The following is a 14,382-nucleotide window of genomic DNA, read 5'->3' as shown; positions in this document are numbered from 1 at the left end:
ACAATTATACGGACTTTATCAATTATCTAAACCTTTATTAACGGCAGCAATGAAAATTTTAGCTGCATATCATAATCAAGCATATTTAACCTCTCAAACAACAAGCTTCCAAGCAATCAATATGTATCTTAATTTTGGATTCAGACCAATTCATGTTGATGAATATGATCATGAAGCATGGACTTTATTGGAAAAAACATTAAATCGAAGCATTTTATAAATATATTTTTTAAAGAAAAGCGTGTTTATTAGTATATTCCTATAATAATATTATGTTAACTAAAATAAAAAAACTGCCGATTTAAACACTCGGCAGAAGACACTATTTTTTCTTATTCTTAGTTACAATAACTTGAATAATAAAAATAATAAATCCAATGAAAATGCCTAAAAATATTGCTACAACTGCAGACACAAGCGGTGGAAATTGAAACTGATATTGTAATATTAAGCCTACAATGATTGCTATAACAATCGCAATAACTGTAATCATGTTCTCCTTAAATATACTCAAACTGTTCACTCCTATCATTTATGTATTATATCATGATTGCTTAAGTACGTTAAAATAAAATAATGACTAATTAAAGTTTTATTTAATGTAAAAGATTAATTTTTATTTAAAATGAGCGTCTTGACGTAAACTTTAATTTTCTATATGATAATTTGGTATATTCATAAAAAGTGGGTGCAACAATGAAACCAACAAAGAAAATTACTACATTAATTATTAGTATAGTTGTACTAGGCGTACTTGCATTTCAGTTTATAAATGAGACTGGCCCTTTTTCATCCAATGATACAAATAATAATGACGGACCAAAGCAAACTGAGAAAGTACATGTAGCCCGTGTAGTTGATGGTGATACATTAATAGCAAATAATAGTCAACATGAACAAATTAAAGTGAGGTTGATAGGTGTAGATACGCCTGAAACTGTTAAACCAAATACGCCAGTACAACCATATGGTAAAGAAGCATCTGATTTTTCAAAAGAACATTTAACTGATAAAGATGTCTTTTTAGAATATGATAAAGAAAAAGAAGATCGATATGGTCGTACACTGGCATATGTTTGGCTAGATAAAGATACGATGTTCAATGAACTGTTAGTGAAAAAAGGATTGGCTAGAGAAAAATATTTTTCTCCAAATGGTAAATATAGAGAAATGTTCGAAAAAGCAGAACAGATAGCTAAAAGTAATAACGAAAATATATGGAGTTAAAAATTTCAAATGACTTAAACACAAAAGTGACTGGTACATAAATATCTATTCTCAAAAAAGAGAGCTAATCCATAATGGGTTAGCTCTCCTTTATATTTACATCTTACGATTTTGGCAATACATGTTTGTCTGAGTATTTGATTTACTTAATCTGAGCATGTAATCTCTTACTTATATCATTATTAGAAGTGACGGCATGTTACAAAATCGTTCATGCAGTTTTTAATACTGTTTAATTAGTGGAAATGTGCAAGTAGTTCATTATACTGTGATTCAGTTAATGATTCTTGAGCATTTACAATCGTTTCACCAATTATTTCTTTTAGAGAAGATTTGGATGAAACTGTTTCTACAAAATCTTGTCTTTCTGTAGGTCCATCAATTAAATTTACGCTACCATCTGTAAAGTAAACTAAACCAATATTTTGAATTCTATGATGCAATTGGTCTGCAATTCTATCTTCCAATGCTTTGGCATTTTTTGAAGACTGTTCATATGGATCATAATTATAAAAGTCATAAATAATAGAATTATTTCTAATTCTCTCTACAAATGTGTATGTTGTAGGTCGTGTTGATTGGAATTGACTATGGAATTGATTTGCAATATAACGGCCAACTGTTTGATTTACAGTATCATCGTCACTATTTTGTGTGTCATTTGTTGGGTCAACTGTGAAGTGGTAAAATGTTTTTTGCTTCCAGTTTTTCACATTAATATTAAATAACCCTTTTTCAGTAATAACAATGTAATCGAAAGCTCTAGCATATTCAAACAAAGGATGCTTAACAGCTAAATTTCCAGTTGTTATAATATCAAAAAATGAAATTGAACCTTCACTTTGATATTGATTTAATATGTCATTTAAATCCTGTTTAGCTTTTCTTAATCCATGATGGTGTGTATCATTATTAACATTTTTTTCAAGCATTTGATTTTTTAAATATGTGTTTTCACGCGTGATGATACTAATTTTATTTATTAACTGATCTTTTGCATATGATTCAGTCTCAAGCTTATGATTCATCACTCTTCTTTCAATAATAATAACTAATAATAGTATTACAATAATTATTGCTAAAATAATCGGTAAAAACATTGGTATCATCCTAATCTTAATATTTTTAATAAACTATATTTTACTCTTTTATTTATATTTGTACAAATACAATTAACTAATAGGGTTAATATTAGTATAATCATATTTTTTAATTATAAGCAATTCCTACTTAATATATAAATGAGTGATATGATTTGTTATAAAAATTATTGAATTAAAAAAATGATGTATCTATTTAATTAGTGCTTAATTGGGTAATACATATATTATCTACTATACTTACCGTAGAAAAGTCTGTTTGGAGGACATTGATTTGACTACTATGAAAAAATATATCAACTATATAATAGAAAACGTAAATAATGAAGATGTTATTGCATTTGATAACCACCCAGTTACTTATCACATTATTGACGAACTATATGAAGCTAAATTTAAAATTTCAGTGATTTCTTTTTCAACTGATATCATTAAATATGTTGCAAGGTACACTGATTTTAATATTATAATGCCCAATGGAAAGGTAGACAATGCACTACATATTATCACTGGTACGGATGTTATCCAAACATTTGAGAGATATCGCATTCGCTATTATTTTGCAACTGCACCTTATATGACAGATAAAGCATTGTATCAAACATTGCCAGAAATTGCTGAAATTCAGTTAGCTTTATACAATCGTTCAGAAGAATTATTAATTGTTAACAGACCAGCGATTTTGAAACAACATCATCGACAAGACTATAGCTATATTGGCGAATTTTAAATAAAAATGTGTTTACATTCACATTTTTGTGCTTTTCACATTGAAAAATGTAGTCACAAATAATATAATGATTATTAATGGAAACGCTTACTTTTGATAGGAGGTACAGATTTGGCAGTTAGTAATGATAAAAATATTAAAGAAGTTGTAAAAAATTTAACTGAAAATGTACCTGAACTGTTTAAATATAATGGTGAAGTCGCAAAACAACTTTTTCTTCATGATGAGTTTAATTTAGACGATAAGGTAGATATTAGTGTCGAAAGAAAATATCTTGGTGAAGTTTTAAAGTTTATACCTAAAAGCAATATGATTGTTTTACACGATGGTAAAAATACAACCACTGATTTTACAAAGTTAGAATTTGCAGATGTCACTCATGCAAATATTTATATAAATGATGAGTTAATAATGACAATTATTGTTTATGATGTTGAAAATGATGAATGGATGTTCAGGTGGAATCACAATATTCGTTTACCCGAAAAGCATATTTATTTTCATTCTATCAAATGGGATGTAGATTATATTAAGCCTGAAATTGTATTAATGTATGAGTTATTGGATCCCATCGATTATCATCAATTACCAAATTATAGAAGTGTTATCGATTCGTTAAGTTATTATCAATTTGTTATTTTACGCTTAGTTGTTGGAGATGAACGCATTAATCAAGCACTTATATCTGAAAAAAAAGCAATTTAAAAACCCTTCAAATCATTCATTAGGATTCATTCACTTTCAAATGAGTCTATACGATTTGAAGGATTTTTTATCGATAAATAGTTAGTAATTATTGTTTAAATATTCAAACAATTTTTAGTGTAACAATATTCATAAGTAGCATTAACTGCTTTCTCTGCATCTGTAACGTCGATTCCAAACATCATAGAAATTTCTGAAGCGCCTTGGTTCATCATTTTCAAGTTTATGTTTGATTCTGCAAGTGCATGAGTAATTGTGCTGGCAGTACCAACGATTCTATGCATGCCTTCACCAACCACCATTAGTATCGCTAAATCATGTTCAATGCTTAATTCATCTACATCACAATTTTTACGTATATCATTAAGTACTTGTTCCTCTTTGTTTTGTATCTCTTTAGAGCGCATGATGATACTTATGTTATCTATACCTGATGGCATATGATCAAATGAAATATTATAGTCTTCTAGTACGGCTAGTATTTTACGTGTAAAACCAACTTGTCTATTCATAAGATACTTTTTAATATTTAATACTGTGAAATCTTTGTCACAACTAATGCCACTTACAATACTATTTGAGTCAATTTCTCTATCATGTCTAATGTAAGTTCCTATATCATCAGGTCTATTTGTGTTTTTTATAACGACAGGAATTCTGTCTTTGTGTAGCGGTTGTAAAGCTTCATCATGGAATACGCCAAAGCCAGCGTAAGATAACTCACGCATTTCGCGATATGTAATTTCATTTATAACTTCAGGATTTTTAACAATAGAAGGATTAGCTCTAAAAATGCCAGAAACATCTGTAAAGTTTTCATATAAATCCGCTCTTACACCTCTTGCTACAATAGCTCCTGTTATATCTGAACCACCACGAGGGAATGTGACCACGTAATTTTGTCTAGAAATACCAAAAAACCCAGGAATGATTAATTTTTCTTCAAATGACCTTAAGTTATAAAGTGCTTCATAAGATTGATCTAAGATTTGAGCATTTTGAGGTAAATCCGTAACAGTAATACCAGCCTCTCCAGGAGAAATATAACGCGTCGGAATACCTTGGCTATTATTATATTCTGCAATAATTTGAGCATTAAAGTTCTCACCACATGAAAGTAAAGCATCTAACAGTCTGGATGGCTTTTCGCTCAATGTAGCTATGTAACTTTCTAAAGTTTCATCAATTGTTTTTAAAAGTGCATCACTCATGTTGAGTTCGTTAATAATATCCTTGTAACGTTGAATGATTTCTTCTTTTTTAGAATTGTAGTCTAATCGTTCTATCACTTTTTCGTAAAGTCGAATTAATAAATCAGTAGTTTTTACATCATCTTTATTTCGTTTTCCTGGTGCCGATACGACTACGATTTTTCGAGCTTCATCTGAATTAACAATGTCTAATACCTTTTTAATTTGCTCTGCATTGGAAACAGAGCTTCCTCCGAATTTAGTTACTTTCATAATGTTATACAACCTTTCTAAAAAATCAGAAAATTTAGTTTAGTTTTTATCACAGGAGTGATAATATAAATATACGTTTTAAATATTCATAGACTTTACAAAAATAATGAATGAATTTATACTATACCATATTCAAGTATTTTTCAACTGTACAATTGTATTTTTTAGATAAACAAACGGAGGAATGAAGACATGAAAGAATTAAATGTAGCACTACTTGGTTTAGGAACTGTAGGTTCTGGTGTAGTAAAAATAATAGAAGAAAATAGAGAACAAATTAGAGAAACAATGAATAAAGATATTAATATTAGACATATATTAGTACGTGACAAGTCTAGAAAACGTCCTATTAATACATCTAAATATAATTTAACTGAAAATATAGAAGATATTCTTGATGATGAAACAATTGATATCATTGTCGAAGTACTTGGTGGAGTTGAGCCCACAGTAGAATGGTTAAAACGCGCATTGAGTGAGAAGAAACACGTGATTACCGCAAACAAAGATCTTCTAGCTGAAAATTTAAGAGAGCTAGAACATTTAGCCCAAGAAAATGATGTTGCTTTAAAATATGAAGCTAGTGTCGCAGGTGGTATTCCGATTGTAAATGCTATAAATAACGGTTTAAACGCCAATAATATAAGTAAGTTTATGGGGATTTTAAATGGTACATCTAACTTTATATTAAGTAAGATGACACAAGAAGAAACATCATTTGAAGAAGCGTTGGCAGAAGCACAACGTCTAGGGTTTGCTGAAGCAGATCCAACTGATGATGTTGAAGGTATTGATGCAGCACGCAAAGTAGTTATTACGTCGTATTTATCATTTAATCAGGTGATTAATTTAGAAGAGGTTGATAAATATGGTATTAGCGATGTCACACTATCAGATATTAAAGTAGCTGATAAACTTGGTTATAAAATTAAGTTGATTGGTAAAGGTACATATGAAAATGCTCAAGTCAATGCATCAGTCGCACCAACTTTGATTGATAAAAGCCATCAGTTAGCATCAGTAGAAGATGAATTTAACGCGATTTATGTGATAGGTGATGCTGTTGGAGAAACAATGTTTTATGGTAAAGGTGCAGGTAGTTTAGCTACAGGGAGTGCCGTTGTAAGTGATTTATTAAATGTTACATTTAATTTTGATACTAATTTGCATACGCTACCACCGCATTTTGAATTGAAAACTGAAGAAACCAAAGAAATGATGAACGAAGAAGAAGATACGATTGTTATCAAAGGGAAAGAAAGTTATTATGTCGTGGTGCAAACAGATGGAGAAGATGTAAACCAAGTTGAAACTTTATTGAAAGGCGAATTGCCTGTTCATAAATCATTAGCAGTTACTGAACGTGATGCACATACTGCTGGTGTAGTTATCATAGGAATTGATGAATCCCCGATAGAAACAATTCAAGAATCAGGTTATGTTGTACAGAAAATTTACCCAGTTGAAGGAGTTTAATGTTTATGAAAAATTGGCAAGGGCTTGTAGAAGAATTCAAGGAATATTTACCAGTAACAGCTGATACACCTAAAGTAAGTTTAAATGAAGGCCATACACCTTTGATATACTGTGAGAACATGTCTGAAATGCTTGGTATTGAATTACATGTTAAATACGAAGGTGCAAATCCAACAGGTTCATTTAAAGATAGAGGCATGGTAATGGCAATGGCTAAAGCTAAAGAAGAAGGCAAGAAAATAGTGATTTGTGCTTCAACTGGCAATACTTCAGCTTCCGCGGCAGCGTATGCTGCGAGAGCAGGTTTAAAAGCGATTGTAGTTATTCCGGAAGGGAAAATTGCTTTAGGGAAATTGTCGCAAGCAGTTATGTATGGTGCAGAAATTGTTTCTATAGAAGGAAATTTTGATGAAGCACTTGAAATTGTACAAGAAGTGGCTAAAAATGGTGAAATTGCGCTTGTGAACTCAGTTAATCCTTATCGTATTGAAGGTCAAAAAACAAGTGCTTTTGAAGTGATTCAACAATTGAATGGCCAAGCACCAGATATATTATCAATTCCGGTTGGAAATGCTGGTAATATTTCAGCATATTGGAAAGGATTTAAAGAGTACCATGACACGAATGATACGCAACTTCCTAACTTATATGGGTTCCAAGCTGCAGGTGCATCCCCAATCGTTCAAAATAAAGTAGTGAAGAATCCAGATACAGTAGCTACTGCAATTAGAATCGGTAACCCCGCAAGTTGGGATAAAGCTAATCGTGCCTTAAAAGAATCAGAAGGTCTCATTGATAGCGTAACAGACGAAGAAATTTTAGAAGCATATCAACTGATGGCTCGAAAAGAAGGTATATTTAGCGAACCTGCAAGCAATGCCTCCATTGCTGGTTTAATTAAGTTACACCGTGCTGGTAAGTTACCAAAGGGGAAACGTGTCGTGTCAGTCTTGACTGGTAATGGTTTGAAAGATCCAGATACAGCTATCTCACTATTAGATAATCCAATTAAGCCACTACCAAATGATAGAGAAAGCATTTTAGAATATATTAAAGGAGCACTTTAGCATGAGTGTACGTTTACGTTTAAAAATACCGGCATCTACTGCTAATTTAGGTGTCGGATTTGATTCTATTGGAATGGCTTTAAATAAATTTTTATATCTTGATGTGCGAATTAATAATAGTGATAGATGGTCTTTTAAACATATAGGGCCAAATGTTGAATCATTACCAACAGACGAATCGCACTATATTTATCAAATTGCACAACAAGTGGCAAATAAATATGACGTGACTTTACCGTCTTTATCTATAGAAATGAGAAGTGAAATCCCTTTAGCAAGAGGCTTAGGTTCCTCTGCTTCTGCACTAGTAGGGGGATTATACATAGCTAATTATTTTGGTGATATAGAGCTTTCTAAATATGAATTATTGCAATTGGCAACTGAATTTGAAGGACATCCAGACAATGTAGCACCTACAATTTACGGGGGGCTTGTCTTAGGATACTATGATCCTGAAACAAAAGTGACGGATGTATCATATATTGATCCACCAAAATCTGATATTATCATAACAATACCATCAAATGAATTAAGTACGACACTTTCAAGGAATGTGCTTCCGGAAACATTTTCACATAAAAATGCTGTTAGAAATAGTGCCATCAGCAATACAATGATTAGTGCTTTAATACAACAAAATTATGAACTTGCAGGCAAGATGATGGAACAAGACGGTTTTCATGAACCATATCGTCAACATCTAATCCCAGAATTTCAAACCATTAAACAAATTGCAAAACAATATAAATCATATGCTACAGTTATTAGTGGTGCAGGCCCAACTGTTTTAACCTTGATAGCACCTGAACGAAGCGGTGAATTAGTGAGGGAACTTAAACGTGAATTTACGAATTGTCGATCTGAACTCGTTACAGTTAATATCACAGGAGTGGAATCTGAAGTAGTATATTAGTTTGATTTATTTGTTATAATATAGTCTTGTAGAGGTTGAAAGGAGATAGCAAGATGGGATATAAATTAATAGTGATGGATATGGATGATACATTAATGACTTCTGATAACGAAGTTAGTGTTGAAACAGCGCAATATTTAATAGATATACAAGCGCAAGGTTATAAAGTTGTACTTGCATCGGGTAGACCAACAGATGGTATGATGCCTACAGCAAAACATTTGAAATTAGACCAACATGACAGTTATGTCATAAGTTACAATGGTGGAAAAACAGTTAAAGTTTCTGATGAAAAAGTGGAAGTAAGTCGCACTGTGTCAAAGTCTGATTTTGATAGTATTGTAGATTTTTGTAGGAATCAAAAATTGTTTGTTTTGACTTACCAAGATGGTTATATCGTATATGAAGGTGAACATGAATATATGAACATTGAATCAGAACTCACAGGCCTGCCAATGAAACAGGTGGATGATTTAAAAGCATATATTCAAGAGGACGTACCTAAAGTTATGGGGATTGATTATGTTTCAAATATTACAAGTATTAGAAATGATTTAGAAGGTCACTTTAATGAAAATATTGATGTTACTACAAGTAAACCGTTTTTCTTAGAATTTATGGCACAGGGTGTATCTAAAGGCAATGCTATCACTGAATTGTGTCAAAAATTAGATGTAAAATTATCTCAAGTTATTGGCTTCGGTGATAGTTCAAATGATATATCAATGTTGAAAGTAGTTGGTAAAGCTGTTGCTATGGGCAATGCAAATGATGATGTCAAAGCTGTTGTTGATGAAGTTACTTTAACAAATGATAATGATGGTATCCCACACACACTAAAAGCTTTACTTAACTAACAAATTAATTGCTTAACCTTTATTTTTAAATATTGGTCACGCAAATGATTGATAGTTTGATCCGAAATGCTCACCTATAAGTCCCACTAACTCAATTTATTGAGTAGTGGGACTTTATTTTTCAGTTCAATCATCTACTAAAAAATTGAAATTTTTGCTTGTGCAAGCTTGGCCTAGGGTTATGATTTAATAGTATAAGTCACTCATACCATTGATCTCGGTGTCAGCTCGTTACAAAATCGTTATCAAGTATGTATTTTAGTACGAAAATAAGCGCCTTATATATACTAAATAAAAATATTAAATTAATTGAACGCGAAACAGTACACGAAATTACTTTTATAAGAACGAAAACGATTATAAGAAACGTGTAAACTTAAATTAATATACCATGTATAAATAGTGCTAAATTATCAATATGCAGTCTTTGACTAAGCTAATACATTAGAATATTTCAACTACAATCTACTGTTTACATATAATTAGCAGAAAAAATGGCAATTTCTATATGAAAATTAGAAATTGCCATTTTTTGTTGGTGATTATTTAGCAGTATGTGTCCATTCATTTTTGCCTCGGTGTCTTTTAACATGAGCATAAACGTTATCTGCAGCATAGTTTAAATTGGTATAAACTGTGATTGAAAACGCTGACTGATTTTCTTCAAATTCTTCTTCTGAAAATAATTCTTTAAGATGGCTAAAAAGACTTTCCATTTGTGAGTGATCTAAACTTGGATACTCTCTTAATGTGCGTTTGATTAATTGATCATGTCTTTCTTCAAGTGATTGTACAACAATAACGAAACGCTCGTCAGTTTCTAAAATATCGTCAAATAGGTTTGTTTGTCCAATCATAATTTCCACCTCTAAGTCATTAAATTATTAACTTCATTATACCTTAATTTTGGGTATCTGAAAATATGATAAGCTTTTAATTATTATAAATTCTCATTGTTGAGGTTTATTTTAGAACAAGTAGGTAATAAATAAATGTAAGGCTTGCAATATTAAAAAAGCACTGCAAAAAGTATCTTAAAATACTTTTACAGTGCAATTCATTAATTATAATCATGTTCTTTTAAATCAATGTCTTTGAGTTTAACAATTTTAGTTTGTCGTATTAATTTATGAACAAAGTAAATGATAGCTAAAATAATCATCGGCGATAGGTTTCTAATTAAGACGCCCATATCACCAGCTAAAATCGCACCAATTGAATTACCTATGAATAAGAATAATAATGCAATGATGACTATGATTGGTCCTAAAGGATAGAAAGGAGCTTTATAAGGTAGTACTTCATCAGGATTCAAATTTTGTTTTTTAATCGCTGAACGTAGCCTGATTTGCGCTACGATACTAGAAGCCCAAACAACGATGACTAAAGAACCAATAATATTTAATAGTGAAAAGACGATATCTGATTTAAACTGAGCAATTATAATTATAATTAAAACAATAATGAAAGTTACGAACAATGATACCAAAGGTAACTTTGTAGTTTTATTTAATTTACCTAAAAATTTAGGCGCTTGCTTATCTTCTGCCATTGAGAAAAGCATTCTACTTGTAGTATAAATACCTGAATTCGCAGCAGACAATAATGAAGTTAAAATAACAGCATTAATAACCGAAGCGGCAAAGGCAATACCTACACGATCAAATACGATTGTAAAAGGACTCTGTGATACAGATTCACTTTTGTTTAATAACAATGGGTCTGTGTAAGGAATAATAGCTGAAATAACAGCAATTGATAAAACATAGAACAATAATATTCTCCAAAACACTTGTTTAATTGCTTTTGGCATTGAATGACTTGGATTTGAAGATTCTCCAGCTGTTACGGCCACCACTTCGGTACCACCGACAGAGAATCCAGCGACAAGCAAGACACCCAAGAAGCCAGAGACGCCTCCTACAAAAGGAGCTTCTCCTGTTACGTAGTTGCCTAGACCATATGTCTTTCCACCTAAGATTCCAATAATCGTCAATACACCAATTACGATGAAAATAATTATTGTTGCAACTTTGATAAGTGATAACCAAAATTCTGTTTCACCGAAAGCTTTTACAGAGAAAATATTAAGTAAAAAAAGTATGGCAAGGAAGATAATGCTCCAAGTAACTGGACTGAAAAATTGGAAGAAATCCCAATAATAAATTACACTTGAAGAAATAATAATATCAACACTGGTAACTAGTAGCCAGATTGCCCAATATAGCCATCCCATAGTGAAACCTAGGGAACTATCAACAAAACGGGTTGAATAAGAACTAAAAGAACCTGAAACCGGATAAAAGGTGGCAAGTTCACCGATTGAAGACATTAAGAAATATAACATCACGCCAATAATCAAGTAAGCTAATATTGCGCCACCTGGTCCTGCTTGTGATATTACACTTCCAGTAGCTACAAACAAGCCTGTGCCAATTGCACCACCAATTGCTATCATAGAAATGTGTCTAGAATTAAGACCACGGTTCATATTGTTTTGTGCCATAATACAGTCTCCTATAGTCTATTGAATTTTAAATATATTCTCCATTTTAATGGTTTTATGATTTAAGAGCAATGCTTTTTATGACTTTAAAGCCATAAAATATTCAAATATTTTGAAAATTGTTATTTTATAGATGTATTGTGAGTTGCTTTTACAAATGTTATAGATTAAAATAAATACTAGGTAATAATAATTATTAATAAGAAAAAGCGGGGGAAATATTATGAGTAACAAGAAAAAGTTGACGAGCCTATTTGGCGCACCAATTTCAGATAGAGAAAATAGTATGACAGCAGGCCCTAGAGGACCACTATTAATGCAAGATTGGTACTTTTTAGAGCAAATGGCTCATTTTGATAGAGAAGTTATTCCTGAAAGACGTATGCATGCAAAAGGTTCAGGTGCATTTGGTACATTTACAGTTACAAATGATATTACACAATATACTTCAGCAAGCATTTTTTCTGAAGTTGGTAAACAAACAGAAATGTTTGCACGTTTTTCAACAGTAGCAGGTGAAAGAGGTGCAGCTGATGCTGAACGTGATATTCGCGGATTTGCATTGAAATTTTATACAGATGAAGGGAACTGGGATTTAGTAGGAAATAATACACCAGTGTTCTTCTTTAGAGATCCGAAATTATTTGCAAGTTTAAACCACGCAGTGAAGCGTGACCCAAGAACAAATATGAGAAGTGCACAAAATAACTGGGATTTCTGGACGTCTTTACCTGAAGCATTGCACCAAGTAACAATTTTAATGTCAGACCGTGGTATTCCTAAAGGCTTTAGAAACATGCACGGATTTGGCTCTCATACTTATTCTATGTACAATGATAAAGGTGAACGTGTTTGGGTTAAATTCCATCACAGAACACAACAAGGTATTGAAAACTTACAACCTGATGAAGCAGCTAGCGTAATTGCTGAAGACAGAGAATCATCACAACGTGATTTATTTGAAGCAATTGAAAATAAAGACTATCCAAAATGGAAAATGTATATCCAAGTTATGACAGAAGAACAAGCTCGTAACCATAAAGATAATCCGTTTGATTTAACAAAAGTTTGGTATAAAGGAGACTATCCATTAATAGAAGTTGGAGAGTTTGAATTAAATCGTAATCCAGACAACTATTTCCAAGATGTTGAACAAGCTGCTTTCGCACCAACCAATATTGTACCTGGCATAGATTTTTCTCCAGACAGAATGTTACAAGGTAGACTATTCTCATATGGTGATGCACAACGTTATAGATTAGGTGTGAACCATTGGCAAATCCCAGTTAACCAACCTAAAGGTGTAGGTATGGAAAATATTTGTCCATTCAGCCGTGATGGCCAAATGAGAATTATTGATAATAATCAAGGTGGCAGTACTCATTACTATCCAAATAGTGATGGCTCATTTGAAGATCAACCTGAATTTAAAAAACCTGGTCTAAAAGTTGAAGGTGAAGCATATGAATATGATTTAAGAGAAGATGATGATAACTACTTCGAACAACCAGGTCGTTTATTCAGATTACAATCAAAAGAACAACAAGAACGTATTTTTGAAAATACAGCTAATGAAATGCAAGGCACTACTTTAGAAGTACAACATCGTCATATTCGTCACTGTTATAAAGCGGATAGCGAATATGGTAAAGGTGTTGCGAAAGCACTAGGCATTGACATTAATGATGTAGATTTAGAAATTGCAGATTAATAAATGTATCTTAATTATACACGCATATTTATACTTCAATGGCGCATGGAATTATACAAAATAATTAATTTATGTTAAACATTTGAGATATATGTAGTTCGTGTATGATTTTAAGCGGATGATTTTTACGATATAAAGTAAAAATCATCCGTTTTTATATTTATTTATACCGAGTCTATGTTATAAGTATTGCTTTGTTTTTATAAATTTCCACATACAAAAACCTACAAAGTCAGAGGCTTTGTAGGTTGTCAAAGGTTGTTAACTATCGCTCACATCATATGAGGCGACTGAGTGATGAACAGTAATTTATTTCTCAATTACTAAAAATAATTATCGAGTTTTGATACCTAAGAAATTTTGTGAATAGAAATGCATTTTCCCACAGTTATTACATAATAAAGTTATCATAGGTGTCGGATCATTACCTAAAGAAGCAGTTAACAATGGTAGGAAATAATGTCCGTCTAATATTTCAATATTTGGATGTCCGCAGTTACATACACTTTTATCTTTTGTTTTCTCTGTTATTGAATCTATAATATGCCTTTTTTGCTCATTTGTAATATGACGATTTTCCATATGAAACGCCTCCACATATTTTAATATACTGTATTTATTATAAGG

The 14,382-nt window shown here is 31.7% G+C and carries 15 protein-coding genes; 9 read left to right on the top strand and 6 right to left on the bottom strand.

All coding sequences use genetic code 11. From position 1 onward, the window contains the following. The coding region (locus KA824_RS04395) for an N-acetyltransferase (RefSeq protein WP_481906278.1) at positions 1-220 on the top strand (220 nt) is incomplete at its 5' end. A gap of 102 nt (positions 221-322) precedes the next feature. Here KA824_RS04395 and KA824_RS04390 read toward each other — a convergent pair. Further along, the gene (locus KA824_RS04390; RefSeq protein WP_107383956.1) at positions 323-514 is read right to left on the bottom strand and encodes a hypothetical protein; all 192 of its coding nucleotides are present in this window, start codon (positions 512-514) and stop codon (positions 323-325) included. Between the two features lie 182 nt (positions 515-696). Here KA824_RS04390 and nucI point away from each other — a divergent pair, with 182 nt between their 5' ends. Then, positions 697-1,227, top strand: a complete 531-nt coding sequence (nucI, locus tag KA824_RS04385) for a thermonuclease NucI (RefSeq protein ID WP_107383955.1) — start codon at positions 697-699, stop codon at positions 1,225-1,227. Positions 1,228-1,463: 236 nt separating this feature from the next. On the opposite strand, the gene KA824_RS04380 is transcribed toward nucI, so the two are convergent. Beyond that, positions 1,464-2,327: a hypothetical protein gene (locus KA824_RS04380; protein ID WP_107383954.1), complete on the bottom strand. Its 864-nt coding sequence runs from the start codon at positions 2,325-2,327 to the stop codon at positions 1,464-1,466. A 283-nt stretch (positions 2,328-2,610) separates the two neighbouring features. On the opposite strand from KA824_RS04380, the gene KA824_RS04375 reads away from it, so the two are divergent. Together KA824_RS04375 and KA824_RS04370 are read left to right on the top strand one after the other, a co-directional pair. Beyond that, positions 2,611-3,057, top strand: coding sequence for a sugar phosphate isomerase family (locus KA824_RS04375; RefSeq protein ID WP_226952021.1), 447 nt, complete (start codon positions 2,611-2,613; stop codon positions 3,055-3,057). A 111-nt stretch (positions 3,058-3,168) separates the two neighbouring features. Then, a complete protein-coding gene (locus tag KA824_RS04370) occupies positions 3,169-3,762 on the top strand; it encodes a hypothetical protein (RefSeq protein WP_107383952.1) in 594 nt (197 codons plus the stop codon). A gap of 95 nt (positions 3,763-3,857) precedes the next feature. On the opposite strand, the gene KA824_RS04365 is transcribed toward KA824_RS04370, so the two are convergent. Then, positions 3,858-5,225 (bottom strand): aspartate kinase, encoded by a 1,368-nt coding sequence (locus KA824_RS04365; protein ID WP_107505418.1) that lies wholly within the window; start codon positions 5,223-5,225, stop codon positions 3,858-3,860. A 192-nt stretch (positions 5,226-5,417) separates the two neighbouring features. On the opposite strand from KA824_RS04365, the gene KA824_RS04360 reads away from it, so the two are divergent. The 4 genes from KA824_RS04360 to KA824_RS04345 are packed head-to-tail and all read left to right on the top strand — an operon-like array spanning position 5,418 to position 9,538. Continuing rightward, positions 5,418-6,701 (top strand): homoserine dehydrogenase, encoded by a 1,284-nt coding sequence (locus KA824_RS04360; RefSeq protein WP_210133238.1) that lies wholly within the window; start codon positions 5,418-5,420, stop codon positions 6,699-6,701. A 5-nt stretch (positions 6,702-6,706) separates the two neighbouring features. Further along, positions 6,707-7,768: a threonine synthase gene (gene thrC, locus KA824_RS04355; protein WP_107383949.1), complete on the top strand. Its 1,062-nt coding sequence runs from the start codon at positions 6,707-6,709 to the stop codon at positions 7,766-7,768. A 1-nt stretch (position 7,769) separates the two neighbouring features. Further along, positions 7,770-8,681, top strand: a complete 912-nt coding sequence (gene thrB / locus KA824_RS04350) for a homoserine kinase (protein WP_107383948.1) — start codon at positions 7,770-7,772, stop codon at positions 8,679-8,681. A 53-nt stretch (positions 8,682-8,734) separates the two neighbouring features. After that, positions 8,735-9,538, top strand: a complete 804-nt coding sequence (locus KA824_RS04345; protein WP_107386171.1) for a Cof-type HAD-IIB family hydrolase — start codon at positions 8,735-8,737, stop codon at positions 9,536-9,538. A gap of 542 nt (positions 9,539-10,080) precedes the next feature. On the opposite strand, the gene KA824_RS04340 is transcribed toward KA824_RS04345, so the two are convergent. Next, on the bottom strand, positions 10,081-10,395 hold the full coding sequence (locus KA824_RS04340) for a hypothetical protein (RefSeq protein ID WP_019467809.1): 315 nt from the start codon (positions 10,393-10,395) through the stop codon (positions 10,081-10,083). Positions 10,396-10,598: 203 nt separating this feature from the next. Then, positions 10,599-12,044 carry an amino acid permease gene (locus KA824_RS04335; RefSeq protein ID WP_107385304.1) on the bottom strand — a complete coding sequence of 482 codons (1,446 nt, stop codon included), beginning with the start codon at positions 12,042-12,044 and terminating at the stop codon, positions 10,599-10,601. Between the two features lie 223 nt (positions 12,045-12,267). Between KA824_RS04335 and KA824_RS04330 the strand changes: the two genes are divergently transcribed. Beyond that, positions 12,268-13,755: a catalase gene (locus KA824_RS04330; RefSeq protein WP_107385305.1), complete on the top strand. Its 1,488-nt coding sequence runs from the start codon at positions 12,268-12,270 to the stop codon at positions 13,753-13,755. Between the two features lie 333 nt (positions 13,756-14,088). Here the strand turns inward: KA824_RS04330 and KA824_RS04325 are convergent, their stop codons facing one another. Next, on the bottom strand, positions 14,089-14,337 hold the full coding sequence (locus KA824_RS04325) for a hypothetical protein (protein WP_107385306.1): 249 nt from the start codon (positions 14,335-14,337) through the stop codon (positions 14,089-14,091). Positions 14,338-14,382 lie beyond the last annotated feature (45 nt).

It is taken from the genome of Staphylococcus sp. GDY8P198P (assembly GCF_017891615.1).
In the GTDB taxonomy this organism is placed as follows: domain Bacteria; phylum Bacillota; class Bacilli; order Staphylococcales; family Staphylococcaceae; genus Staphylococcus; species Staphylococcus cohnii.
This window is presented reverse-complemented; position numbering and strand designations above follow the sequence as displayed.

What these genes read in the sequence shown, in the direction of transcription:
- nucI (WP_107383955.1), top strand. Translation starts at nt 697, where the DNA reads ATGAAACCAACAAAGAAAATTACTACATTAATTATTAGTATAGTTGTA.
- KA824_RS04380 (WP_107383954.1), bottom strand. Translation starts at nt 2,327, where the DNA reads ATGTTTTTACCGATTATTTTAGCAATAATTATTGTAATACTATTATTA.
- KA824_RS04375 (WP_226952021.1), top strand. Translation starts at nt 2,611, where the DNA reads ATGAAAAAATATATCAACTATATAATAGAAAACGTAAATAATGAAGAT.
- KA824_RS04365 (WP_107505418.1), bottom strand. Translation starts at nt 5,225, where the DNA reads ATGAAAGTAACTAAATTCGGAGGAAGCTCTGTTTCCAATGCAGAGCAA.
- KA824_RS04360 (WP_210133238.1), top strand. Translation starts at nt 5,418, where the DNA reads ATGAAAGAATTAAATGTAGCACTACTTGGTTTAGGAACTGTAGGTTCT.
- thrC (WP_107383949.1), top strand. Translation starts at nt 6,707, where the DNA reads ATGAAAAATTGGCAAGGGCTTGTAGAAGAATTCAAGGAATATTTACCA.
- thrB (WP_107383948.1), top strand. Translation starts at nt 7,770, where the DNA reads ATGAGTGTACGTTTACGTTTAAAAATACCGGCATCTACTGCTAATTTA.
- KA824_RS04345 (WP_107386171.1), top strand. Translation starts at nt 8,735, where the DNA reads ATGGGATATAAATTAATAGTGATGGATATGGATGATACATTAATGACT.
- KA824_RS04340 (WP_019467809.1), bottom strand. Translation starts at nt 10,395, where the DNA reads ATGATTGGACAAACAAACCTATTTGACGATATTTTAGAAACTGACGAG.
- KA824_RS04335 (WP_107385304.1), bottom strand. Translation starts at nt 12,044, where the DNA reads ATGGCACAAAACAATATGAACCGTGGTCTTAATTCTAGACACATTTCT.
- KA824_RS04330 (WP_107385305.1), top strand. Translation starts at nt 12,268, where the DNA reads ATGAGTAACAAGAAAAAGTTGACGAGCCTATTTGGCGCACCAATTTCA.
- KA824_RS04325 (WP_107385306.1), bottom strand. Translation starts at nt 14,337, where the DNA reads ATGGAAAATCGTCATATTACAAATGAGCAAAAAAGGCATATTATAGAT.